Annotated in this window: 18 protein-coding genes and 2 pseudogenes; 10 read left to right on the forward strand and 10 right to left on the reverse strand. The window is 60.9% G+C overall.

All coding sequences use genetic code 11. The features are described from left to right. Nucleotides 1-90 precede the first annotated feature (90 nt). From tnpA to EO087_RS02445, 3 genes are all read left to right on the forward strand, one after another. Nucleotides 91-522, forward strand: coding sequence for an IS200/IS605 family transposase (gene tnpA / locus EO087_RS02435; protein ID WP_128897488.1), 432 nt, complete (start codon nt 91-93; stop codon nt 520-522). Nucleotides 523-1,193: 671 nt separating this feature from the next. After that, the gene (locus tag EO087_RS02440; protein ID WP_128897489.1) at nt 1,194-3,188 is read left to right on the forward strand and encodes a hypothetical protein; all 1,995 of its coding nucleotides are present in this window, start codon (nt 1,194-1,196) and stop codon (nt 3,186-3,188) included. Then, nucleotides 3,172-5,415: a hypothetical protein gene (locus tag EO087_RS02445; protein WP_164931740.1), complete on the forward strand. Its 2,244-nt coding sequence runs from the start codon at nt 3,172-3,174 to the stop codon at nt 5,413-5,415. Before EO087_RS02440 ends, EO087_RS02445 begins: the two co-directional genes overlap by 17 nt. Here the strand turns inward: EO087_RS02445 and EO087_RS02450 are convergent. Then, nucleotides 5,340-6,106 (reverse strand): IS5 family transposase gene (locus EO087_RS02450; RefSeq protein WP_205744465.1). Its coding sequence is split into 2 segments (ribosomal slippage): nt 5,340-5,746 and nt 5,746-6,106, totalling 768 coding nucleotides; the frame shifts between segments, so codons are not numbered across the junction. The two genes, EO087_RS02445 and EO087_RS02450, sit on opposite strands and share 76 nt — an antisense overlap. On the opposite strand from EO087_RS02450, the gene EO087_RS02455 reads away from it, so the two are divergent. After that, entirely contained in the window at nt 6,086-7,852 is a 1,767-nt protein-coding gene (locus EO087_RS02455; protein ID WP_164931741.1) for a hypothetical protein, read from the forward strand. The two genes, EO087_RS02450 and EO087_RS02455, sit on opposite strands and share 21 nt — an antisense overlap. Nucleotides 7,853-8,145: 293 nt before the next feature. Here EO087_RS02455 and EO087_RS02460 read toward each other — a convergent pair whose 3' ends face one another. The 3 genes from EO087_RS02460 to uvrA all read right to left on the reverse strand — a co-directional run bounded on the left by EO087_RS02460 (nt 8,146) and on the right by uvrA (nt 14,046). Then, a complete protein-coding gene (locus tag EO087_RS02460) occupies nt 8,146-9,996 on the reverse strand; it encodes a YadA-like family protein (protein ID WP_128897492.1) in 1,851 nt (616 codons plus the stop codon). Between the two features lie 649 nt (nt 9,997-10,645). Then, nucleotides 10,646-11,068, reverse strand: a complete 423-nt coding sequence (locus tag EO087_RS02465) for a VOC family protein (protein ID WP_128897493.1) — start codon at nt 11,066-11,068, stop codon at nt 10,646-10,648. 83 nt (nt 11,069-11,151) lie between these two features. Beyond that, entirely contained in the window at nt 11,152-14,046 is a 2,895-nt protein-coding gene (gene uvrA / locus EO087_RS02470; RefSeq protein ID WP_128897494.1) for an excinuclease ABC subunit UvrA, read from the reverse strand. Between the two features lie 174 nt (nt 14,047-14,220). On the opposite strand from uvrA, the gene EO087_RS02475 reads away from it, so the two are divergent. From EO087_RS02475 to EO087_RS02500, 6 genes and pseudogenes are all read left to right on the forward strand, one after another. Next, entirely contained in the window at nt 14,221-14,751 is a 531-nt protein-coding gene (locus EO087_RS02475) for a DUF2059 domain-containing protein (protein WP_128897495.1), read from the forward strand. Between the two features lie 124 nt (nt 14,752-14,875). Further along, a complete protein-coding gene (rplU, locus tag EO087_RS02480; RefSeq protein WP_128897496.1) occupies nt 14,876-15,190 on the forward strand; it encodes a 50S ribosomal protein L21 in 315 nt (104 codons plus the stop codon). 20 nt (nt 15,191-15,210) lie between these two features. After that, nucleotides 15,211-15,468 (forward strand): 50S ribosomal protein L27, encoded by a 258-nt coding sequence (gene rpmA / locus EO087_RS02485; protein ID WP_128897497.1) that lies wholly within the window; start codon nt 15,211-15,213, stop codon nt 15,466-15,468. Nucleotides 15,469-15,586: 118 nt separating this feature from the next. Next, the gene (cgtA, locus tag EO087_RS02490) at nt 15,587-16,720 is read left to right on the forward strand and encodes an Obg family GTPase CgtA (RefSeq protein ID WP_128897498.1); all 1,134 of its coding nucleotides are present in this window, start codon (nt 15,587-15,589) and stop codon (nt 16,718-16,720) included. A 77-nt stretch (nt 16,721-16,797) separates the two neighbouring features. Continuing rightward, nucleotides 16,798-16,974: pseudogene (locus EO087_RS02495) on the forward strand (DUF3375 family protein); the annotation flags it as partial. Between the two features lie 106 nt (nt 16,975-17,080). Further along, a pseudogene (locus EO087_RS02500) lies at nt 17,081-17,464 on the forward strand (copper homeostasis protein CutC); the annotation flags it as partial. Between the two features lie 56 nt (nt 17,465-17,520). Here EO087_RS02500 and rpsT read toward each other — a convergent pair. The 6 genes from rpsT to EO087_RS02530 all read right to left on the reverse strand — a co-directional run bounded on the left by rpsT (nt 17,521) and on the right by EO087_RS02530 (nt 24,236). Continuing rightward, nucleotides 17,521-17,784, reverse strand: a complete 264-nt coding sequence (gene rpsT, locus EO087_RS02505) for a 30S ribosomal protein S20 (RefSeq protein ID WP_128897499.1) — start codon at nt 17,782-17,784, stop codon at nt 17,521-17,523. Nucleotides 17,785-17,879: 95 nt separating this feature from the next. Continuing rightward, complete coding sequence (locus EO087_RS02510) at nt 17,880-19,085, reverse strand: MFS transporter (protein ID WP_128897500.1); 1,206 nt, start codon at nt 19,083-19,085, stop codon at nt 17,880-17,882. A gap of 34 nt (nt 19,086-19,119) precedes the next feature. Beyond that, the gene (locus EO087_RS02515) at nt 19,120-20,571 is read right to left on the reverse strand and encodes a 3-deoxy-7-phosphoheptulonate synthase class II (protein WP_128897501.1); all 1,452 of its coding nucleotides are present in this window, start codon (nt 20,569-20,571) and stop codon (nt 19,120-19,122) included. An 80-nt stretch (nt 20,572-20,651) separates the two neighbouring features. After that, nucleotides 20,652-21,863: a cation:proton antiporter gene (locus EO087_RS02520; protein ID WP_240669108.1), complete on the reverse strand. Its 1,212-nt coding sequence runs from the start codon at nt 21,861-21,863 to the stop codon at nt 20,652-20,654. 292 nt (nt 21,864-22,155) lie between these two features. Next, nucleotides 22,156-22,638, reverse strand: coding sequence for a flavin reductase family protein (locus EO087_RS02525; RefSeq protein WP_128897503.1), 483 nt, complete (start codon nt 22,636-22,638; stop codon nt 22,156-22,158). Nucleotides 22,639-22,655: 17 nt separating this feature from the next. Beyond that, entirely contained in the window at nt 22,656-24,236 is a 1,581-nt protein-coding gene (locus tag EO087_RS02530; protein ID WP_128897504.1) for a tryptophan 7-halogenase, read from the reverse strand. Nucleotides 24,237-24,247: the final 11 nt, after the last annotated feature.

The following is a 24,247-nucleotide window of genomic DNA, read 5'->3' on the forward strand; positions in this document are numbered from 1 at the left end:
GCCCCCGGCTTTGCCGGGGGACTCACCAAGGTTTGACCTATACGGCGGTCGTAGTGAACCTGAAATCTCGACCAAGAGACGAGGTTCACGATGAAAGAGTATCAAAGCTTGAGTCATGCCCGTTGGGACTGTAAGTACCGCGTGGTGTTCATTCCCAAGCGGAGAAAGAAGCAGGTGTTTGGAGAGTTACGCAAGCACTTGGGCGAGGTCTTCCACGAGTTGGCTTCGCACAAGGAATCGCAGATTGTGGAAGGCCACCTGATGAGCGACCACATTCACATGTGCATCAGCATTCCGCCGAAGTATGCAGTGTCGAACGTGGTGGGTTACCTCAAGGGTAAGAGTGCCATCACCATTGCGCGCAAGTTCGGAGGACGGAATCGAAACTTCACTGGGGAGTCGTTTTGGGCACGAGGCTATTTCGTCTCGACGGTGGGCTTGGACGAAGCGATGGTGAGGGCATACATCCGAAACCAAGAGCAAGAGGATGAACGTTACGACGAGATGAAGCTGGGCGTGTAGCCCGCCGCCTTCAGGCGGCTCACGCTGTTATCGCCCCTTTGAGGGGCTCACCCAATAAAGCCCCCGGCTTTGCCGGGGGATACTTACTATACCAATGCCAATACGACTGGAGCGATTGCGTTCGTCAAGACCGGTCCGATTGCGCCAGGAACAACGCTTCAAGCTGGTTTGCTGGCGCAATGGTTATGGGGCCCGAATCGCCTGTACGGCATGGGGTGGCAGCTGATGAACGATGTGACTTTCAACGTTGTCAGTCGCGGTTCGACCCGAAGCAAACGCGAAGCTGCGATGCCGTCTACGGCAGGTGCACTACGCATACCGTGAAGAGATGGCTCGTCCATGCCACGGAAAATAAAACGCGCGAGATGCCCGGCACGCGATGTTTCGCGTGTTGGGCTCAGCACGATTTGCTGTTCCCATCCGATGAAATTGTCTGGCTACGCGCCATCTTTTTACACGACTTTTTTTGTAATGCGTCAAGCGAAACGCATGGCAGAAACCCCAATGCAGCCTTTTCGATGACATTTGAGGCAGTCGTACAGGGCGATGCCCGGTACCGAAAGTGCTGCAGCCGCACGAACATTTGCGTATCGATGTGAAGCTGGTATGGCGCGTGGATGCGTGAATGAAACATCACCCACTCCCCTCATTGCTGATAAGGATGCGTTGTCATGAAAAAGCACAATGGTCACTCCAATGGTAATGGTCACGTCGAGTCGAAGGCTCGCAATGCACCGCCTAGCGGCTTGCAAGCGACCTTGGCCAGGAAAATCGCCCAAACGCTGGCGCAAACGGTTGAGCGGCGTAACGTCGAATACAGCGATGGGCGGTACGCTGCCGGTCAACCATGGGACGGCACGGGAGCCGCGCTGGTTGAGACAAGGGCCAGCCTGGAGGCGCTTCAAAAGTACACTGCTTTTACAACCAGTACCTACGCATCCGATTTGGCTGCTCAAGCAGGCCCAGCCAACACTGGCTCAACGGCTGTTGGGGCAAATGCAAATGCGAGCGGAACGTCGGCCACGGCACTCGGCGGTAACACCGTCGCCGGCTATAACTCCATCGCGATCGGTACGTTGTCGAAAGCCACTGGAAACGACAGCAGCGCGGTGGGTTTGGGTGCAAACGTGAGCGGCACCTATGCCACTGCTGTGGGCGCGGATTCCATTGTCAATGGCAACTTTGCGACCGCATTAGGTGGAAAGGCATCGGCTGCCGGAAATTATTCGATGGGCTTGGGACAATCAGCCAATGCCGTCGGGCACAACGCCATTGCTATCGGATACAGCGCGAAAACCAGTACGGGTTCCGCAAGTACGGGTCTCGGGAACATCGTGATCGGTTCGAATGCCCTCTTCGATAACAACGGTTCTGGGGCTGTCATTGTCGGTCGTGATGCGAAAATTTCCTCCGGCGGTGGTAACGGGTCAGTGAGCGGGGCTGGATCCATCGTCCTGGGCGATGGTGGCTACGTGTATGGCAATAATGCTGTCGCCATTGGTAGTAGTGCCAATGCAGGGCACAGCAAGGCCCTTGCGCTGGGGGCGAATGCAACAGTCACGTCGCTCGGGCCTTCCGTGGCACTCGGCGCAGATTCCCTGGCGAATGTGGACGGGACTGTTTCCATCGGCAACGGCACCACCGGCATGAGGCGCCGTGTCACGAACATGGATGCTGGCCGTTACTCCTATGAGGCGGTGAACGTGAGCCAGTTGCGGTCGGTGATCACGGCATTGGGCGGCGGCGCCTCGCTCAGTTCGGACACCGGCTCCGTGACCGGCCCCACTTACACCCTCGCCAACGGTGGCACGAAGACCACGCTCAGCGGTGCGCTGAGTGCGTTGGACAAAGCAGTGAGCGATGCGGCGGTGGGTGTATACGACAAGTACCTCGCCTTCAAGTCGGGTGCTTACGCTACCGATTTGGACGCCCAGGCGGGTAGTAGTGCAACGGCTGTGGGGATGAATGCCAATGCGAACGCCCAGTCGGCGGTGGCGCTAGGCGGCAATACGGTTGCCGGCTATAACGCGATCGCGATCGGTACGTTGTCGCAAGCCACCGGACGGGACAGCAGTGCGGTGGGTTTACAATCCATGGCAAACGCCCTTGGCTCAACGGCCGTGGGCGCCTATGCCATTGCCAGCGGTACCGATTCGACGTCAGTGGGTAATCATTCCAGCGCGAGCGGCACGGCCGCAACGGTGCTGGGTCAAGCGGCATTGGCAACCGGAAATTATTCGGTGGCCGTGGGAATTCAGGCCAATGCCGTTGGCACCGACACCGTTGCCATTGGGGTGGGTGCGATATCCGGCAAGGGTTCTCCCACGGCCAATGGCAATGGAAACGTCGTCGTCGGTGCACACGCTCTCGTCGATAACACCGGTGCGGGTGCGATTGCGATTGGCCGCAATGCGAAAATTTCCTCATCTACCGATTCGTCGGTAATCGGGGTGGGATCCATCGTCGTGGGCGATGGTGGCTTAGTGAAAGGCAACAATGCCGTCGCAATCGGTAGTAGTGCTTTCGTAGGGCACTCCAGTAGCGTCGCGTTGGGGGCTGGTGCAAGAGTCTTGTCTTTAGGTTCTTCGGTGGCACTCGGCGCTGGCTCCTTGGCGGATGTGGACGGGATTGTTTCCATGCATTGTCAACATGAACGCGGGCCTTGACACTTACGACGCGGTCAACGTGAACCAGTTGCAGCCGGTGATCACGGCGCTGGGCGGTGGCGCATCCATCGATCCGGTCACGGGTGCGGTGAGCGGCCCCAGCTACACGCTCACCAACGGCGGTGTGCAGACCACGCTCAGCGGTGCGTTGCGTGCGCTAGATCAGGCGGTGAGCAATGCCGGCGGTGAGAACGACAAGTACATCGCCATCAACAGCACCGGGCCGGATGCCACGGCCACCGGCAGCAACGCCATCAGCCTGGGCAGCGGAGCGAGCGCCGCAGGAAACAATGCGGTGGCGCTCGGCACCAACGCGCGGGCGGATGTCGCCAATACCGTTTCCGTAGGGGCTTTGGGGAGCGAGCGCAGGATCGTGAATGTTGCTGCGGGCAATGTTTCGGCGACGAGTACGGATGCCATCACCGGCGCCCAGCTCGATGCCACCAACCAGGCACTCACGGTGCTGGAGTACGCACTGAACAGCAGCGGCGTGATCGACCCAGCCACGGGTACCGCGCTGGCGGTGATCTACGACAGCATCGCCAAGAACACGATCATGCTGGGCAGCACCGGCCAGCCGGTGAAGATCATGAACGTCGCCACCGCCGTTGCACCCAACGATGCGGTGAACCTGACGCAATTGAACAACACCGTGGACGGTTTGCGCGGCGATCTGGCCGATAACCTCAACTACGTAAAGATCAATGCGACCGGTGCCGATGCCAATGCGGTGGGTTCCGATGGCATTGCCATCGGTTCGGCGGCCGTGGCAAGCGCCGAAGACACGCTGGCCCTTGGCGTGCGGGCACGTACCTCGGCGGATCAGTCCGTGGCGATAGGCAGCGACAGCTTGGCTGATACACCCTTGTCGGTATCGCTTGGCAACAAACCGGCCGGTTTGATGCGCCGTCTGGTCAACATGCAGGCCGGTGCGGACGCGAATGACGCGACCAACGTCAGCCAGTTGCAATCGGTGGTGAGTGCGCTGGGCGGTGGCGCATCCATCGATCCGGTCAGTGGTGCAGTCACCGGCCCCACCTACACGCTTGCCAATGGCGGCGTGCAAACCAGCCTCGAAGCGGCGTTGGGTGCGCTGGACCAAGCTGTCAGCGACAGCACCGCCAACTCACCGTATCTGGCCGTCAACAGTATGGGGGCGGATGCCGCGGCGAATGGGAGCGAAGCCATCGGCCTGGGCAGCCTGGCCGCGGCGACCGGTAATTATTCGGTGAGCGTGGGCAATGTGGCCCAAGCCATCGGGAGCCATGCCATCGCCATCGGGTACAACGCGAAATCCCATCAGGGATCGGGCGCGAGCGGGGATGGAAACATCGTCATCGGCGCAAGCGCGCTTGTCGACAACACCGGCGACGGCGCGATCGCGCTGGGGCGTAATGCCAAAGTCGAAGCCGCCAGTGGTTATCCAGGTGTGTTTGGAACAGGATCGATGGCCCTCGGCGACAGCGCTGTCGCCTATGGCAACGGTTCCACCGCGATCGGCATTGGTACTTACTCAGCGCATAGCGACAGCATTGCCTTGGGCCGCGGTGCAACCACGGGCGTCAGCCGCATAGGGATAGGCAACATCGCCATCGGCGCGGGTGCGCTCATCAACAATGCCGGGGGTACCGAGGACGGCAGCGGGCAAGGCAATATCGCCTTGGGTCTGGGGGCCCTTATCGACAACATCGGTGTGGGCGGCATTGTCATCGGCCGCAGTGCGACGATTCAGTCCCCTGACGGCGATGCATCCGCCATCGGCACAGGATCGATCGCCTTCGGCGATGGCGCCGCCGCGTATGGCAACGCCGCCACCGCCCTTGGCAGCGGCAGCTACGCCGGACGTAGTGGTGCTGTTGCGCTAGGTAGCGGCGCCCAGGTGCTGGCACTCGATGCGGCGGTCGCACTGGGCAAAGACACCTTGGCGAATGAAGCCATGACCGTGTCGGTGGGTAACACCACCACCGGGCTGCGACAACGGATCGTCAATATGGAGGCCGGTCGCGCTGCCAGCGACGCTATGACCATAGGCCAGTTACGGCCCGTGATCACCGCGCTGGGTGGCGGTGCGTCCATCGATCCGGCCACGGGTGCAGTGAGCGGCCCTACGTACACGTTAGCCAACGGTGGCACGCAGACTAGAGCATGTCGTCATAAGATTCTGAGCCACATGACGAGGCAGCGAATTTGCACAGCGGCAAGGAAAGAGGACAGATTCTTCGCGTAGCGTGTCGCCACACCACGCCACTGTTTCAGGTACAAAAACGCATTCTCAACCAGGTGGCGATGACGATACAGGTACGTGTCGTAGTCGCGCGGCTCTTTTCGGTTTTTACGTGGCGGAATATGCGCCTGCATGCCTTGCTCATGAGCCTGCTCAACAATGGCATCACTGTCATAACCTTTGTCGGCCATGAGATGCTCAGCAGGAATGTCTTTGATCAGTTCCGCGGCCTGCGAACAATCTGCCCGGGTACCCTCTGTAACAAGAATTCGGACTGGCATACCATGCGCATCCACGGCCAAATGTATCTTGGTGTTGCGCCCCCTTTTGTGAGACCTATGCCCTGATTGCCGCCACGAGCTCCCGCTGCATGAGGATGAACCTTGCAGTGACTGGCATCGATCATCAGCCACTCAAAGTCCGGCTCATCCATCACACGTTCCAACAGACCTTCCCATGTGCCGTTATCGCGCCAGCGACAAAAGCGCCGATGGGTATTCTTCCAATCGCCGTACTCGGGTGGTAAATCTCGCCACGGCGCTCCGGTGCGAAGTATCCAGAACACTGCGTTGATGAATTGCCGATTATCTTTGGCTACACGCCCCCATCGGCCCGCTTGACCCGGCAAATGGGGTTCAAGCAAACCCCATTTTTCATCGGAAATGCAGGCGCGTTGACGGACACCAGCACGGATGCGGTGAACGGTTCGCAGTTGTACGTGACGAATCAGGCGATCAGTGACCTGGCCGAGGCGCTGGATAACAGCGGTGTGCTCGATCCAAGCGGCAATTCGCTGGCGGTGACGTATGCCGACGCCACGAAGATGGAGGTTTCGCTGGGCACGACGGGCATGCCGGTAACCATGACGAACGTGAATGCGGGAGCGTTGACCGACACCAGCACGGACGCGGTGAACGGTTCGCAGCTTTACACGGTGGATAAAGAGCTCAGCAATCTGAAGGATGCGCTGGACAACGGCGGCGTGATCGATCCGGAGACGGGTGATTCGCTGGCGGTGACGTATGTCGACGCCACGAAGATGGAGATTTCGCTGGGCACGACGGGCATGCCGGTAACGATGACGAACGTGAATGCGGGCGCATTGACGGATACCAGCATGGATGCGGTGAACGGTTCGCAGCTCTATGCCGTCGACCAGTCCGTTAGCGATCTCAAGGACACACTGAATGAAAGCGGCTTGCTCGATCCGGAAACCGGCGAATCGCTGGCAGTCACCTACGACAGTACCTCCAAGGACGGCGTGACTCTGGGCGGCGCGAGCGCGACCACACCGGCAGCGTTGCACAACATGGCTACCGGTACGGCCAATACCGATGGTGTCAATGTGGCACAACTGACGCTGGGGTTGAGCGATCTCAAGACCGAATTGACCAGTGGCGCGATCAATTTGAAATACATCAAGGTCAATGCGACCGGCACCCAGGCCAACGCGAACGGTAACAACGCGGTCTCCATTGGATCGAACGCCAGTGCCACGGCATTTACTTCGGTGGCTATCGGTACCGGTGCTTCCGTCTCGGGCAACCGTTCGGTGGCGGTGGGTTACAACTCCGTGGCCGATGATGACGATGTGTTCTCCGTGGGATACGCGGGTTACGAACGCAAGATCATCAACGTTGCGGAGGGTGACGTCAGCCCTCTCAGCACGGATGCCGTCAATGGTGGTCAGTTGTTTGCCGTGCGCAGGGCGCTGGATGCGCTCGCTGCGACGAATGGCGTGAAGAACGAGGAGGATCCGCTGGCCGCCGTCGAAGGTCGCAGCGGGCACAACGTGGCCTCGTTGAACGGCGGCGATCCAGAGGAGTTTACGGCAGCGGCGATCGGTGTGTTCTCGTTTGCCAACGGCAGCAATGCGATTGCGATGGGTTTGGACAACGTGGCTGGCGCGGATCATTCAGTGGCCATGGGTCGCCGGGCGCGGACAGGCGCGGATAACGAGAACGCCGTGGCGGTGGGTGCGGACGTCCATACCAACGCGCCGCGCGCGGTGGCCTTCGGCACGCGGGTACAGGCCAATGCGGAGCATGCGTTGGCGCTAGGCACCAACGAGACCTGGGCGATCGGCAGGAGCTCCATCGCCATGGGCGAAGGCGTGAAGGTGCGCAGCGATAACGGCATTGCGATCGGACGTGGCGCGATGGTGGCGGCGAATGTGAATGGCGCGCTGGCGCTGGGCGCGGAGGCGAGCGTGGAAGCGGCGGCGTTCGGCGGTGTTGCGCTGGGTCACGGCGCGGTGGCCGATCGCGGCAATGCGATCTCCATTGGTGGTGGTTCGGTTGGCACGCGGCAGATCATCCATGTTGCGGCAGGTACGGAAGCGACCGATGCGGTGAACATGGCGCAATTGCAAGAGGCGATGGCCGCGATGCGGGCCGAGATACAGTTGTTGCGTGGTCAGCTTGGTGCGCGTTCGATGTAAAGCGCAAAGCTTGGCTTTATGGCTCCCTCTCCCTTTCCTGTCTCTTGATCAGATTTTAACGAGACAGACCAGTCCCCTCTCCCCTTCGGGGAGAGGGCTAGGGTGAGGGGCCGGGTTTGAGCGAAACTCCATGGCTACGCGCAAGCTTCGCTCTTTAAATCGTGCACGAAACAAGCTCTGTCGCAAGATTGGCCCCTCACCCCAACCCTTTCCCCGGAGGGGAGAGGGAGCGCCGTCGCACCAGATTTGTGATCAAGAGACAGCTCCCCTTCGGGGAGAGGGGACAGGTTTCTTCACCACTGAAACGAAGCACCCACACCCACCGTGTTGCCGTTGTTGGACAAGCCCACCCCCGCGCGAACCTTCCAGTTTTCGCCGACGCGAGCTTCGCCACCCAGCGCGGCAGCGGTGTAACCCTTATAGCTACCCACACCGGCACCGACCGAGAATGTCTTGCCGACGTCGACGCCCGGAATCATGGTCAGTGCCGTGACGCCTGCAATGCCGGAATACGCCGCGCGTGCAGTGTTGCTGACCTGGTCTTGTAGCCCATCAATCTGACCTTGCAGACCATCGATACGCCGATCGAGTTGATTCACCGCACCTTCCACGCCGCGAACCTGCTGGCCGCCGACCGTGTAAGTCGGCGTCGAGATGGTGCCGTCGTCATTGAGCTTGGCACCGCCGCCCAGTGCATCGGCTGTGCTTTGTGCTGTGGCCGCCAACTGTGAGCCGTTGACGGCGTCCTTGCTTCCCGCATTCACGGCGCCGTCGCCGACGTTGGTGATCTTGTTGCCTTGGGCATCGTAATTCCACGAGCCGCCATCGCCGACGCCACCGCCATTGTTCTCGATGTGGGTGACGCGGTCGTCGATGTTGGTGACGGTCTGGTTCAAGTTGTCGACCTGGCCTTGCAGGTTGCTGAGCTGGCCGAAGTTGACGGCGTCATACTGGTTTTTGCCATCCGCTACGTTGGTGAGAATCACCGGCGCGGCAGCCGGACCGCCCAGCGTCACCGAACCGTAGTGGGTGGAACCGTCATCGTTCAGGTCGTACCTCACGGCCTGCGAATCGGTGGCACCCGATGAGGCGGCCGCCTGAATAGCCTGCTCGACCGTCGTGTACCGGTAGCCGTTGATCACGAAAGTCGGCTGCGTAATGCTGCCGTCCGGTGCCACGCCGGCACCCGCGCCGAACGCATCCGTTACGCCTTTGAGCTGGCTGACGTTCACCGCATCCGTGAGTTGCGTGCCGGCCGCGACGTTGATGATTTGGCGTTCTGCACCGAAGGAACCAATGGACAGCACATTCGCGCGGTCGGCAATGGAGCCGGCACCCAAAGCGATGCTGCCGTAAGCGCTTGCGATCACGTGGGCGTTCGCGCCCAATGCCATCGCATTGGCCGTGTTTCTGTCGATGGTTGCGTTGGTGCCCATGGCGATGGAGTTGTCGCTGCGGCTGTTCACTCTGGCGCCATCGCCTATGGCGATCGAGCTCTGGCTAAGTGCCGTGGTGTTGTTGTTGCCGACCGCAAGGGCGTTGTCCGCGTTGGCCTGGACGTTCGCACCCAGTGCGATGGCTTGCGTACCCCTGGTAGAAGCATTCGAGCCAACCGCGACAGCATAGGGCTGATCTGCTCCGGTCGAGACCTGGCTGCCGAGCGCGACCGAGTGGTCCGAATGGGCGACGGCCTGCACCCCGACCGCGACGGCATTGCCGCCGCTGGCGTTGGAGCTTACACCCATGGCGAGTGCGGTCATCGTGGACGAATCAGCGCCGTTCAAGGAGGCATTGTTGGGGCCGCGCACACCTTCGGCAGCGAACTGCGGATCCTCCACATCCATGACGCCCACGGAGCCTCGGTCGGCAGCGTGCTGCGTCAAAGCTTGACTCGGTGCGGCGTGCGATGAGGTATCGGCGGTGGCTTGCTCGCCGTCCCCATCGATGTCGTCATCCGTCACGATGATGTCGTAGTTCGCTGCGACCGGCGCGTTGTTGCTCTCGGCGATAGCTGCGCCCACGAGGAATGCCTCCGCCAAGGCAGCGGCGATCAGGCTGCGCTGCAAAAGCCCCATGCGGCGACGCGGTGTGGTTTGGGCTGGGGATGGCGCGATGCTGGGGGTGGTGCGTTTCTGCACGTTCACGGCGTGCTCCTCATCAGGTTGTAGGGTGATGAGGAAATGCTAGAAGTCGTATGTCTTGAGATATGTCGGACGTGACCGATTCGTGCGCGACCAGTTGTAGTCCCGGTCCGAATTTGTTCGATGCGCTGTCTCAAGCGGAGATGGGCTGAACAGCATCGCGCGGTTGGTTCAGCATGGGTGGATAGCAGGGTAAGACTTTTCTCAGATATATGTCGGCAACCTGATTGGCATGACGTCCCAGTCGCGTCATTTACTTTCCCCCGTCGTCTCGGCGCAGGCCCACTGCTGTCCGGGGAAAATCACGCTGATTGATGAAGTGTGGCTTATGCCAAAGGTTTCACCGCATCAGCGGATGCGGAGACTTGCGAAACATCTGATGAGTGATTCCCTCTCCCTCCGGGAGAGGGTGCCGGCAGGCGGGTGAGGGTCCGGGCGAAGTGAGCGATTCAATTCTCGCGCAAGTCTTTGTTTTCGCGCGCTGGCCGAACCCTCACCCCAACCCCTCTCCCGAAGGGAGAGGGGCTCATGCTCTGCTCATCTGTAGGTACTCATGCCGGGGACTATTTTTCCCGGACAGCAGTGGGCCTGCGCCGGGACGACGGACAAGTATCCGATGGCGCTCTACATCATCCATTGGATCAACGTTGTATTACCCACCTTCGTGCTGCACGTTCACCATCCACGGCACGCCGAACTTGTCCACCAGCATGCCGAAACCTTCCGTCCAGAAGGTTTTCTGGAACGGCATGGTGACCTGGCCGCCTTGCGTGAGTGCGTTGAAATACTTTTCTCCCGAAGTCGCATCACTTGCAGTCACGGAAAGGCTGAAGCCGGAGTGCACCACCTTTTCCTGGCCGCACTGACCATCCGACATCAACAGATGTGTGCTGCCGATCACCAGTGCGGCATGCATGATCTTTTCGGCATGTTCGGGCGGGCTCTGATAGTCGTCGCTGGGCGGGGCATCCTTGAAGCGCATCTTCATCAGTTCCTGTGCGCCGAGTGCGTCGCGATAGAACGCGATGGCTTCCTCGCAGCGACCGTCGAAGAACAGATAAGGCTGAATTTCCATGTGCGTGACTCCGTGGTCGGGATTGAGGTGCCCCCGATTATGGCGCAGGGCGTAGGTTGGGGTGCAAACCCCAACATTGCCATTCATGCCGTTTTGCGTTTGGGTTTGGATTTGGTGTTGTTGTTTTCGAGCTTGGCGCGTGGCGCTTTCAGCGGCTTGAGATGCGTAGCGAGGAAACGGCCAGTATGTGAGCCCGGCGTCGCGGCTACCGTTTCCGGTGTGCCGGTAACGAGGATACGGCCACCACCGGAACCACCTTCCGGGCCCAGGTCGATGATCCAGTCGGCAGTTTTGATGACGTCCAGGTTGTGCTCGATCACCACCACGGTGTTGCCCTGGTCCACCAGCTGATGCAGCACGTCGAGCAATTGCTCGATGTCGTGGAAATGCAGACCGGTGGTGGGTTCGTCGAGGATGTACAGCGTGCGGCCGGTTTCGCGCTTGGAGAGTTCCTTCGATAGCTTGACGCGCTGCGCTTCGCCACCGGACAAGGTGGTCGCGCTCTGACCGAGCTTGATGTAGTCCAGGCCGACCGAGCGCAGTGTGTCCAGCTTGCGTGCGATCACCGGCACGTTCTCGAACAGCTTGGCTGCGTCTTCCACCGTTATGTCGAGCACGTCGGCAATCGTGTGGCCCTTGTACAAAATTTCCAGCGTTTCGCGGTTGTAACGCTTGCCATGGCAGACATCGCACGGTACGTACACGTCGGGCAGGAAGTGCATTTCCACCTTGATCATGCCATCGCCTTCGCAAGCCTCGCAGCGGCCGCCGCGCACGTTGAAGCTGAAGCGGCCCGGCGTGTAGCCGCGTGAACGTGCTTCCGGCACCTGTGCGAACAGTTCGCGCAGCGGTGTGAACAGGCCGGTGTAGGTGGCGGGATTCGAACGCGGCGTGCGACCGATCGGCGACTGGTCGATGTCAACGACCTTGTCGAACAGCTCCAGGTTCTCTACCGATTTGTAAGCCGCGGGCTGCACGCTCGAACCATTCAACTCGGCAGCGGCGAGTGCAAACAGCGTGTCGTTGATCAGTGTGGATTTGCCGGAGCCGGATACGCCGGTAATGCAAGTGAACAGGCCGGCCGGAATCGCCAGATCCACGTTCTTCAGATTGTTGCCACTGGCGCCTTTCAGATACAGCCAGGAATCTTTGTCGAGCTGTTCGCGCCGTTCTTCTGGTACTTTGATTTCGCGCTTGCCGGACAGATATTGACCGGTGACCGAGCGTGGTGCGGCAAGAATGTCCTTCAACGAACCTTGCGCGACCACTTCGCCACCGTGCACGCCTGCGCCGGGGCCGATGTCCAGCACGTGGTCGGCAGCGCGAATCGCATCTTCGTCGTGTTCAACCACGATCACCGTATTGCCCAGATCCCGCAGGCGTGTCAGCGTGCCGAGTAGGCGTTCATTGTCGCGCTGGTGCAAGCCGATCGAGGGTTCGTCCAGCACGTACATCACACCAACCAGGCCAGCGCCGATCTGCGATGCGAGGCGAATGCGCTGCGCTTCGCCGCCCGATAGCGTATCGGCCTGGCGATCCAGGGTGAGGTAGTTCAAACCCACATCGTTGAGGAAGCTCAGGCGTTCGCGGATTTCCTTGACGATCTTCACGGCGATGTCGCCACGCCAGCCGGTGAGCTTGAGTTTCTCGAAGAACGCCAATGCATCGTCGATGGAGCGGGCGGTAAGCAGAGGCAGCGGTTGATCGGCCACAAACACGTTGCGCGCCGAACGGTTCAAGCGCTGACCGCCGCAATCGGGGCAGGGATGATCGCTGATGTATTTGGAGAGTTCTTCGCGTACCGCTGGTGACTCGGTTTCCTTGTAGCGGCGTTCCAGATTCGGCAGGATGCCTTCGAAGCGGTGCTCGCGTGTGACCTTGCCGCCACGTTCGGTGATATAGCGGAAGGCAATCGTTTCGTTGCCGCTGCCGTTCAAGATGGCCTGCTGCACCTTGCCAGGCAGTTTCTGCCACGGTGTTTCGACATCGAAGCCATAGTGATTGGCCAGCGACAGGATCAACTGGAAGTAATGCGCATTGCGCCGATCCCAGCCACGCACGGCGCCGCCGGCCAGCGACAGTTCGGGATGGCCGACCACGCGATCGGCCGAGAACACTTGCGTCACGCCCAGGCCATCGCAGGTGGGGCAGGCGCCGACCGGCGAGTTGAACGAGAACAGGCGCGGTTCCAGTTCCGGTAGCGAGTAATCGCAGACCGGGCAGGAATAGCGTGAGGAGAACAACTGTTCGTTCGCCTTCTTGTCATCCATGTCGACCACGATCACTAGCCCGTCGCCCAGACGCAGGGCTGTCTCGAAGGACTCGGCCAGGCGCTGCTTGATGTCGTCACGCGGACGGAAGCGATCGATCACCGCTTCGATGGTGTGTTTCTGGCGCAAGGTCAGCGGCGGCACGGCATCCAGGTCGTACACCGTGCCATCCACACGAGCGCGCACGAAGCCTTGCGCGCGCAATTGTTCAAACACCTGCACATGCTCGCCCTTGCGCTCGCGGATCACTGGCGCCAGCAACATGAAGCGCTTCTCGGGATCCAGCGCCAGGGTGCTGTCCACCATCTGGCTGACGGTTTGCGCTTCCAGCGGAATGCTGTGATCCGGGCAGCGGGGCGTGCCCACGCGCGCATAGAGCAGGCGCAGGTAATCGTAGACCTCGGTGATCGTGCCTACGGTCGAGCGTGGGTTGTGCGAGGTGGATTTTTGTTCGATCGAGATCGCCGGCGACAGGCCCTCGATGTGGTCGACGTCCGGCTTTTCCATCATGGACAGGAATTGCCGTGCATACGCGGACAGTGACTCGACGTAGCGGCGTTGCCCCTCGGCATAGATCGTGTCGAAGGCCAGCGAGGACTTGCCCGAACCGGACAGTCCGGTGATCACGATCAGCCGGTCGCGTGGCAGGTCCAGGTCGATGTTCTTGAGGTTATGCGTGCGTGCGCCGCGAATGCGTATGGTGTCCATGACGCGTCGATAGTGGGGAATCATTCACTATACCAAGCTGGTCCCATCCGTCTGTTCCGTTCTCGTAAAAACATGCTGACAACGTTATGTCAGCAGGTGTGTTGAACGGCTGACTAGGCAGCCATGGCACAGACGAATATGCTCGGCTGCTATTTCCCGGTTGGAGGATGCGACATGACGGTTGGTAAATGGGCGTTGGGTATGTGCATGGCACTCGCGGCAAGCCACGTTCTGGCGGCGCAGCCCAGCGAGGCACAGGTGCGGGAATTGATGCAGGTGATGGACGTGTCGGGCCAGTTCACCGTCATGAACGACCAGATGGGCGCGATGATGAGCCAGCAGCTTCCCTGTGTGCCGGTCAGTTACTGGCAAACCTATATCGACAAAAACGGGGTGGAGCAGCTCAGCAAGGCCATGGTCCCCGCTTACCAGCACCATTTCACGACTGACGAGGTCGAGGGGCTGATCAAGTTCTATAAATCCCCGCTGGGTCAGAAGTTGGTCGCCCAGATGCCGGCGACCATGGCCGAGGCCGCCCAGGCTGGTCAGCAATGGGGTCGCCAGCGCACCGCGGACATGTTTTCGGAGCTGCAGAAGCAGGGCAAACTGGATGCTCAGGGTCGTTGCCCGGGTACGACCGACTCCGACAGCGGGGTTTTGCCGCCTTCGCCCGCGCAAGGCGGCTCGGGCCAGTCGGGCAAGTAAGCCCCGTAAGTATGGGCTGGTCAGTTGTTGACCAAAAAACGCCCTCTTCGCTATACTCTTTAGTTCGCTGTGGCCGATACCGGCCGTGGCGAACCCAAGAGAATAACGACAGAAGGGCTCTCCCATGAGTTATGCAGTCATCAAGACGGGCGGCAAGCAATACCGCGTCCAGCAGGGCGACGTCCTGCGCGTGGAACTGCTGAACGCCGAAGAAGGCGCCAGCGTGAAGTTCGACCAGGTGCTGCTGGTCGGTTCCGGTGAAACCATCACCGTCGGCGCCCCCACCGTGTCTGGCGCCACCGTCACCGCCACCGTGCGCAAGCATGGCCGCGCTGACAAGGTCCGCATCATCAAGTTCCGCCGCCGCAAGCACCACAAGAAGCAGCAGGGACATCGTCAGCACTACACCGAAGTCGAGATCACGGGCATTAACGCCTGATACAGCCGGAGTAAACAGTCATGGCACATAAAAAAGGCGTAGGTTCATCCCGCAACGGTCGCGATTCGAACCCGAAATACCTCGGCGTGAAAATCTACGGTGGCCAGGCCATCGAGGCTGGCAACATCATCGTGCGTCAACGCGGCACCCAGTTCCATCCCGGTACCGGCGTTGGCCTGGGCCGCGACCATACGCTGTATGCACTGGTCGATGGCAAGGTCGAATTCAAGACCCGCGGTGAAAACAATCGCAGATACGTCAACGTGGTCAAGGCCTGATCCAGGCGCCACGTTGCAACAGAGGCCCCGCCTTGGCGGGGCTTTTGTTTTATTCAGTTGCTCGGATCTTGGCAAGATCGCTTCTTCGCCACGATCACTACTCTACGGTCTCCATCCCATGAAATTCGTCGACGAAGCGATCATCAAAGTCCACGCCGGAGACGGCGGCAACGGCTGCGTCAGCTTCCGTCGCGAAAAATTCATTCCCTTCGGCGGCCCGAACGGCGGCGACGGCGGTTCCGGCGGTTCGGTGTGGCTGGTGGCCGATGAAGGCTTGAATACCCTGATCGATTTCCGCCATCAGCGCAGTTTCAAGGCGCAGCGTGGCGAGAACGGCATGGGCAGCGACATGTACGGTAAGGGTGGCGATGACACCACGATCCGCGTACCGGTCGGCACGGTCGTCACCAACGTCGATACCGACGAAGTCATCGGCGACCTCACCACGCACGGACAGCGTCTGCGGGTGGCGCAAGGCGGCAAGGGCGGCTTGGGCAATATCCACTTCAAGAGTTCGGTGAATCGTGCGCCGCGCAAGTCCACCCCGGGCACGCCCGGTGAAGTGCGCGAGTTGAAGCTGGAGCTAAAACTGCTGGCGGACGTGGGCCTGCTCGGCTTCCCCAATGCCGGCAAATCCACCTTCATCCGCGCCGTTTCCGCGGCCACCCCGCGCGTGGCGGATTATCCGTTCACCACTCTGCACCCGCACCTGGGCGTGGTCAGTCTTGGGACGGACCAGAGCTTCGTGATCGCCGACATCCCTGGCCTGATCGAAGGCGCTGCGGAAGGTCATGGCCTAGGCATCCAGTTCCTGCGCCATGTGGCGCGCACTCGCTTGTTGCTGCATCTGGTGGACATCGCCCCGATCGACGGCGCCGATGTGGTGGAGCAAGTGCATGCTATCGAGCACGAACTGGAGAAGTTCGATCCCGAATTGCTGCAACGTCCGCGTTGGCTGGTGCTCAACAAGTCCGACGTATTGCCGCAAGACGAGCGCCAAGCCGTCGCAGTGGACATCGTGAAGCGCCTGGGCTGGACGCAGCCGTGGTTCCTCGTGTCGGCCATCGCGCGCGAGAACACCATGAGCGTGTGTCAGCAGATTCAGCGCCTCTTCGAAGCGCAGCATGCGGTGCGGGAAGGGCGCAACGATATGTTGCCGGGGGATGTGCGGTTGCGCGGGGAGTCAGTCCATCACCCCTCTCCCACTGGGAGAGGGGACGGGGGTGAGAGTTCGGACGAAGCGCACGGGTGAGGTACTCGTGCGAGGTTCTGGCATCCTGCTCTCGATCGCACCCTCACCCCAACCCCTCTCCCAGTGGGAGAGGGGCTATCAAGCTCGGAGCCGCCGACCACGCGCCGGAAATCATCGGTCTGCTGCAAACCCTGCTGATGGATGGTGAGCGCAAGCTCAGCGCCTCCATTCTGTTCGAGCGGCTCCAGCATCAGCTCGACGCCATCAACGCTTCCGACCTGCCGCGTGAATTGCCGCGCACCGCGCAGGCGTATTACGACCCATGATCAGGACGTTCAACGACAAAGACACGGAAGCCCCTATTCCAAGGGATGAGAGTGCGCCGGTTCGTGCATTTTGAATGCCGTTGCTCGCCGCAAGTTGGTCCAGCTCAATTTCGTTGGTGTCGGCTTTGGCTGCCCAGGAAGGGGGGCTGATCGCGTCGAGCTTTGCAGCAGCCTCGCTGAAGGTGGCATCACGCCGTCATACGGTTTGCTGGCTGTGGCGCGGGATCGTGTGCGCATACCCGTCTATGCGCTGGTCCGGCCACGCGGCGGCGATTTTCTTTATGACGACGCCGAATTTGAAATCATGCGGCGCGATATCGAAACTTGCGTGCAGCTTGGATTCGATGGTGTGGTGATTGGCGCGCTGGATGCCGATGGTGGAGTTGATCCGCGTTGCCGTGCATTGGTAGCTGCCGCCGGCAGGCTGGGCGTCACCTTCCATCGAGCCATCGATGCGAGCGCGGATATGTCTACGGTTTTTACGCAAAAAAGCCGGCGTTTCCGCCGGCTTTCCATGCCAACCCTAGCTAAGCCTTAGGCCAGCTCGCGAATCTTCGCGTTCAAGCGACTTTTGTGACGGGCGGCCTTGTTCTTGTGGATCAGGCCGCGAGCAGCGTAACGATCCATCACTGGTTGGGCAGCCGTGAAGGCAGCCACGGCGCCGGCCTTGTCCTTGGCTTCGATAGCCTTGACGACCTTACGGAGGGCGCTGCGCACCATGGAACGGGCGCTGACGTTGCGCAGGCGGCGCTGCTCGGACTGGCGCGCACGCTTCTTCGCGGACTTGATGTTGGCCAAGGTAGAACTCCGGGAATGAAATGCAGGGGTGGAAAAAGGCGGCAATTATGACGGCAATTTGTCGGGTGGTCAAGCATTTAAGGCTGACGTTGGACCTACGATCGCTCCGTGAGGTAGTAGAGCATCGCCCCCGCCGGCAAGCTGAAGCCGAGCCATGCCGTGCATGCCCAGCCGAATTGCGCGAACACCCACGCGCCTGCTGCCGAGCCGATCGCGCCGCCCAGGAAAAAGATGGCGATGTAGATGGCGTTGAGCCGTCCGCGGTATTCGGACGCCATGGCGAAGATGGCGCGCTGGCCGATCACGAAGTTCATCGATACGCCGAAATCCAGCACGACCGCGGACAGCACCAGCATGGCGATACGCACCGCGAAGCCGCCGCCGGCATGCATCATCAGGAAGGACGAGGCGACGATCAGGATGGCAAGACCGGTCAACAGATGTCCCCAGCCCTTGTCCGCGAAGCGGCCCGCGATGGGTGCGGCGATCGCACCTGCCACGCCGGCAAGTGCGAACCAGGCAATGCCTGCCTGCGATAGATGAAACGCGGGGCTTGCCAGCCACAGCGGCGCCGTGGTCCAGAACAGGCTGAAGGCGCCGAACAGGCAGGCGTGATAGAAGGCGCGCCGACGCAACAACGGCGTGCGCAGAAAAAGCTGCAACATCGACCGCAGCAGCTCGCTATACGAAAGCCCGGGATCGGGGCGCCTGGCGGGCAGCAGCAGCGTCAGCACCGCGGCGAGCACCGCCATGCCGGCAGCCGCCAGCACGAACACGGTGCGCCACGATCCCACGTCGGTAAGAAAGCTCGCCGCCGGCCGCGACAGCATGATGCCTAGCATCAGCCCGCTCACCACCTTGCCCAGCGCGCGGCCGCGCGCTTCGGGTGCGACAAGATGGGAGGCGTAAGGCATCACGATTTGCGCGGCCACCGCGCTGAAGCCGATGCAGAACATCGCCAACAGAAAGACCGATGCATTGTTCGCGAGCCCGGCCATGAACAGTGCGAACGTGCAGGCTGCCAGCGCCGCAACGATCAGGCGGCGATTTTCGATCACGTCGGCAAGCGGCACCACCAGCACCAGGCTGAGTCCGTAGCCGATCTGCGTCATGGTGACGATCAGGCCTGCGGTTTGCGGCGAAAGCCCCAATGCGCCGCTGATCGGACCGATCAGTGGCTGCACGTAATAGAGGCTGGCCACAATCATGCCGCAGGCGGTGGCGAGCAGCAGGGTGATCCATGTGGGTAACGAACGGACGACTGCGGGGGAATCGGCTTGTGCGATGTATTCGGTTTGCATGGGCGGGTCTCGTTTGAATCCGTGCTTCGCTCAACTACACCGCCGCCGCAACTGGCGCCAGCGATTTCAGCATCCCGCTCCCCAGCACGCGCTCGTCGAAATCCGGACGCCCCGATTTGCGCACGATCAGCATCGCCAGCTCCAGCGACTGTTCGTAATTGAGCCGCGGATCGACCATCGACTTGTAGGCACGGCTCAAGTCCTTCTCGTCCAACGCGCGCGCACCACCCGTACACTCGGTGACGTCTTCGCCGGTGAGTTCCAGATGCACGCCGCCGAGCCGCGTGCCTTCCGCGGCATGGATGTCGAAAGCCTGTTCCAGCTCGCCGCGAATGTTGTCGAAGCGGCGCGTCTTGTAGCCGCTGGCGGTGCTTTCGGTGTTGCCGTGCATCGGGTCGGCTACCCACAGCACGCGCCGGCCGGCCGCGCGCACGGTGCGCAACAACGGCGGCAGGCCGGTGGCGACGTGCGCGTTGCCCATGCGGTGAATGAGCGTGAGGCGGCCGGCTTCGTCGTGCGGATTGAGCACGTCGATCAGGCGCAGCAGCGCATCGGGCTGCATCGACGGCCCCACTTTCACGCCGATGGGATTTCGTATGCCGCGGAAATATTCCACGTGCGCGCCGTCCAGCGCGGCGGTGCGCATGCCGATCCACGGAAAATGTGTAGACAGGTTGAACCATCCTTGCTGGCGTGGCACGCGCCGGGTCATCGTCTCTTCGTAATACAGCAGCAGCGCTTCGTGCGAGGTGAAGAAATCCACCCGCGCGCAACCGTCGATCGGCCCCGCCAGCGTTTCCATGAAGCGCATCGAATCGGCAATGCCGGCGAGCATGCGCCGATATTCCACCGCCAGCGGCGCGTGCTCCACCCAGGCCAATTCCCAGTATTCGGGATGGCGCAGATCGGCGAAGCCGCCGTCGATCAGCGCGCGCACGAAGTTCATGGTGAGCGCGGAACAGGCATGCGCCTGAATCAGCCGTTGCGGATCGGCACGCCGTGCCTGCGGCGTAAAGGCCACGCCATTGACCATGTCGCCGCGAAAACACGGCAACGTCACGCCGTCGAGCGTTTCGGTGTCGGCCGAGCGTGGCTTGGCGTATTGGCCGGCGAAGCGGCCCACGCGCAGCACGGGTTGTTTCAAGCCGTGCACCAGCACCATGCTCATCTGCAGCAAAACCTTCAACCGGTTCGAGATGGTCTCACTGTTGCAGTCGGCAAAGGCTTCGGCGCAGTCACCGCCTTGCAGCAGGAAGCTACGTCCTTCCTGCGCATCGGCCAGCGCATGCTGCAACGTCAGCACTTCGCCCGACGTCACCAGCGGCGGTAACTGCGACAGGCGTTCGCCCACATGCGCGAGTTCTTCGGGGTCGTCATAGCGCGGATGCTGCAAAGCGGTCCGCTGCCGCCATGAGCCTGGCGCCCAGTCCCTGGTCTGTAACGCGTCCACAGGATGATGCTGGGCATTCACTGTTGCGGTCGTCATGAGCTGTGCTCTCCAGATGTGAACGAACCGATGGCACTTCGCCGCTTTTTGTCGACACACTTTCCCTGTGGATGAACACGTCAACTCACCTTGGCCGCCAGCCCCGGACGCGAGGCGAGCCGCGCGGAAACCACCGGCACCGTCAGCATGGTGCTGAGCAGCGACATGATCAGCAGCGCGGTGAACGCATCGCCGCTGATGATGCCTTTGTCAAGCAGCACGTCGGCGAAGACGATGGTGATGAGCGATTTGGATTGCAGCAGCCAGCCGATGATCGCCGCCTCGCCCTCGTCCCATTTCAATATCCGACCGGCTAGATGCACGCCGATCAGCTTGCCCGCCACCGCTGCCAGCAGCAGCAGGCCAGCCACCGCGAACACCGCCGCGCCGCCGATGGACCAATGCGTCTTCAGGCCGGTGCTCAGGAAAAACACCGGCATCATCAGCAGCAGCACGTAATGCCTGAGCAGGTCGACGTGCTTCTGCTCGAACCAGCGCAGGTCGATCACCACGCCGGCGAGAAACGCGCCCACCATGAAATGCAGGCCCGACCATTCGGCCATGAAGGCGGCGACGGCCAGCCAGATGATGGCGGCGAACCAGCGGTCGGCTTCGGTCAATCGCGCCATCAGCTTTCGGAAACCTATCGCGGCCAGACCGAACGTTACGAGAAAAATCAATTGTGTCTTGAGGCGCTGCAGATCCAGCAACACCACCGCCAGCACCGACCAGATCAATATGTCGTCAAGGCTGGCGTAGCGCAGCACGCGCTGGCCGATGGGCTGGCGTAGCAGTTCCATCTTTTCCAGGAAGATGATCAGTATCGGCAGCGCCGTGATGGAACAGGACATGCCGATGGCCAGCGTGAATTGCCAGCCGTGCGCCAGCGGGCCGGCCCAGCCCGCGTGATGGCTCAACAGATAACCGACGATGGCGCCCAGCGACAGCGGCACGCCCAGCGCGAGGCCGGCGGTGATGCCGCTTTCGCGGCGGTATCGCCACACGTTGCTCAAATCCAGTTCCAGTCCGGCGACGAACACGAAAATCATCACCGCCCAGGCGGCGATGCCGTTCAAGTTTTGCGTGGTGGTCGCGCTGAACACCGCGTTGTAGCAGTTGCCGCAATACGCACCGAGCACGTCGGGTCCGAGCACGATGCCGGCGACGATCTGCACCACCACCATCGGCGCGTAGTAGTCGGTTTTCAGGTGACGCCAGAGCAGATACGGCACGCTGAAGATGATCAGCATGGCGATCAGGAAACTTTCGGGTTGGGTCAGGTGAAACGCCACGACAGGCTCCTGTCTTCGGATCATTCAACTGATGTGATAGACCAGTTTCTCCCCTGCATGCAGGGGAGAGCTGGGGGTCAGCGCTCTGAACTTAAGGATCTTCCAATCACCCAAAATCCAACTTTCGTCATTCCAGCGAAAGCTGGAATCCAGTGTTTTTCCGTCCCCAAGTCGCTGGAATGACGAGATGGGGAATTACACTTAAGTTCGGAGTATTGCTTCCACCTCCCCTGCAAGCAGGGGAGGTGCTTGCTTCACGCGTCGCCCTCGAATACGCGACGGAACCGAGGCGCTAATCGATCAACAACGGCCGATACGCCCCTGCAAAAAAGACCAACGGCCTGCCCTCCGGCTCGGCGAAGAACTTGTCGACAATGCCGATGAGCAGGTCGTGATCGCCTGCCTCCATCCTGCCCCAACTCAAGCATTCAAAACGGGCCAATGCATGCTTGACGTAGGGCATTCCGTACTCGTTGATCGCGTAATCGGCCGGGTGCATCCGATGATCGCCGGGGCGTGCGTAGCGGCTCGAAATCTCCATCTGCTGATCGGATAGCACGCTGATGGAATAGCTTTTCAGTCGCGAAAACAGCGGATAACACAGCGATTTCTGCTTGATGCTCCACTGCACCAGCGATGGCTCCAGCGACAATGACGAAAAGGAGTTGATCGTCATGCCGATCGGCAGCCCCTGCTCGCCGACGGCCGACACCACGCATACCCCGGTGGTGAACCGACCCAGGGCGTGGCGATATTGTTTTTGCTCAAGCGCCATGACGAAAAGTCCTCCGCTCAGTCGGTTTCGCACTCTTGCACCACCATGCTCGGGTGCACGTCTTCCATGTCTTGCTTCTTCATCGCGTCGTACTCGGGCATCGGCACGCCGATGCGCCGAGGGTGAACGCCGTGCATGTCCGGATAGCCGTAGCGGCGGAAGTTGAAGGGCTTCATGTCTTCGCGCAGGAAGCGGCCAAGTTCTTCCGCCTCTTCCGCGCTGACCGAATCGCGCTTGGCGTATTCCACCACCTTGCGGTAGACCGATTCGAATTTCTCCACGAATACCTTGTCGCCCGCGCTCAGCAGCAAGTGGTCCAGATCCACCGCCTTGCCCGCGCCGCCCTTCTCCAGGTAGCTCTCCGTGCCCATGAAGCAGAAGAAGCAGTAGTTCTTGAAGATCTCGAAATGCTTGAAGGTCTTGTACATGCCGTCGACCATCTTGGCGACGTGGAAGTACTCGGTCTTGATGGATTTCTCGTAATCCAGCAGCAGCTTCCGTTCAAAGCGCTTGTTCGGAAAAATCTGCTTGTCCAGCACGTCCACCAGCCGGTGGATGGACATGAAGGTGGCGGCCAGGCCGGTGCTGAACCACGCATCCAGCGCATACGCCGACGCCTGCAGCATGGCCCAGCGGTCGCCGGCCAGTTCCTTGTTGAGGAACTGCAGCCGCTTGGTTTTGATGAAGGGGAACTCGATCTTGCGGCCGCGCAGCAGCTCGGACACCATCGGATACTGGTCGATGATTTCCCAGAATTCCTCTTCGCCATTGCGGTCGTTTTCCGGATACAGGTCGATGTCCAGGTTGACGCCGACGCTGGTGATGCCGTTGTCGAAGGGAATGAACCAGATCCAGCCGCCTTCAAAGCAATGGTGCTGGGTGGCGCGTGAACGCGGCACCGGCGAGCGATCCGGATACTCGGTGCTCTTGCGGATGGTCTCGTCGAACGCGCCGATGTCCCTGAAGTGCGTGAAGATGCTGCGGCTCTTCAGCGGCGTGTCCAGCGCGTCGCCGGTGAGCTTCAGGTCGAACTTGCGGCCGATGATGGAATTGAAGCCGGTGGCATCCACCACGAAATCGGTTTCCACGGTGAATTCGCGCTCACCCTTCTTGCAGGAAAGATCCACCTTGTCCGTGCCGAACACGATGTCCTCGACCGAGGTCATGTCGCTGTATTCCACGCCGTACTTCACGGCCACCTCGGTGATCTGCTGATCCGACGCGGCGCGGTAGTACTGCGCGTCCACTTCGGATGTCTGTACGATCACTTCGGGAAACGGTCCGAATTCGTCCGGCCGGGTCTGGCCTTTCTGGTGCACGAAGTACTGGAACATCTCCTTCGGTCCGCACATCACGCCGTTTTTCGACGCGTGAATGTTGTTGTAGGTGGACAGATCGTCCAATTCCGGAATGCCGTAGGCGCGGCTGATGTAGCGCATCTTGCGGCTCAGCGCGGGCGTGCCCGATTCGCCCAGCGCAAAGCGCGGGTGCGTGCCGCGTTCGATCAGCAGCACGCTGTAGCCCAGTTTGGCCAGCACCAGCGCGCAACCGCTGCCGCCCATGCCGCTGCCGATCACGGTAACGTCGTATTTCTTCATGTGGATATCCT

This window comes from Dyella sp. M7H15-1 (assembly GCF_004114615.1).
In the GTDB taxonomy this organism is placed as follows: Bacteria; Pseudomonadota; Gammaproteobacteria; order Xanthomonadales; family Rhodanobacteraceae; genus Dyella_B.

Bases quoted from the DNA above. Each gene is read 5' to 3' on its own strand.
- tnpA (WP_128897488.1), top strand. From the start codon at position 91: ATGAAAGAGTATCAAAGCTTGAGTCATGCCCGTTGGGACTGTAAGTAC.
- EO087_RS02440 (WP_128897489.1), top strand. From the start codon at position 1,194: ATGAAAAAGCACAATGGTCACTCCAATGGTAATGGTCACGTCGAGTCG.
- EO087_RS02445 (WP_164931740.1), top strand. From the start codon at position 3,172: ATGAACGCGGGCCTTGACACTTACGACGCGGTCAACGTGAACCAGTTG.
- EO087_RS02465 (WP_128897493.1), bottom strand. From the start codon at position 11,068: ATGGAAATTCAGCCTTATCTGTTCTTCGACGGTCGCTGCGAGGAAGCC.
- uvrA (WP_128897494.1), bottom strand. From the start codon at position 14,046: ATGGACACCATACGCATTCGCGGCGCACGCACGCATAACCTCAAGAAC.
- EO087_RS02475 (WP_128897495.1), top strand. From the start codon at position 14,221: ATGACGGTTGGTAAATGGGCGTTGGGTATGTGCATGGCACTCGCGGCA.
- rplU (WP_128897496.1), top strand. From the start codon at position 14,876: ATGAGTTATGCAGTCATCAAGACGGGCGGCAAGCAATACCGCGTCCAG.
- rpmA (WP_128897497.1), top strand. From the start codon at position 15,211: ATGGCACATAAAAAAGGCGTAGGTTCATCCCGCAACGGTCGCGATTCG.
- cgtA (WP_128897498.1), top strand. From the start codon at position 15,587: ATGAAATTCGTCGACGAAGCGATCATCAAAGTCCACGCCGGAGACGGC.
- EO087_RS02510 (WP_128897500.1), bottom strand. From the start codon at position 19,085: ATGCAAACCGAATACATCGCACAAGCCGATTCCCCCGCAGTCGTCCGT.
- EO087_RS02515 (WP_128897501.1), bottom strand. From the start codon at position 20,571: ATGACGACCGCAACAGTGAATGCCCAGCATCATCCTGTGGACGCGTTA.
- EO087_RS02525 (WP_128897503.1), bottom strand. From the start codon at position 22,638: ATGGCGCTTGAGCAAAAACAATATCGCCACGCCCTGGGTCGGTTCACC.
- EO087_RS02530 (WP_128897504.1), bottom strand. From the start codon at position 24,236: ATGAAGAAATACGACGTTACCGTGATCGGCAGCGGCATGGGCGGCAGC.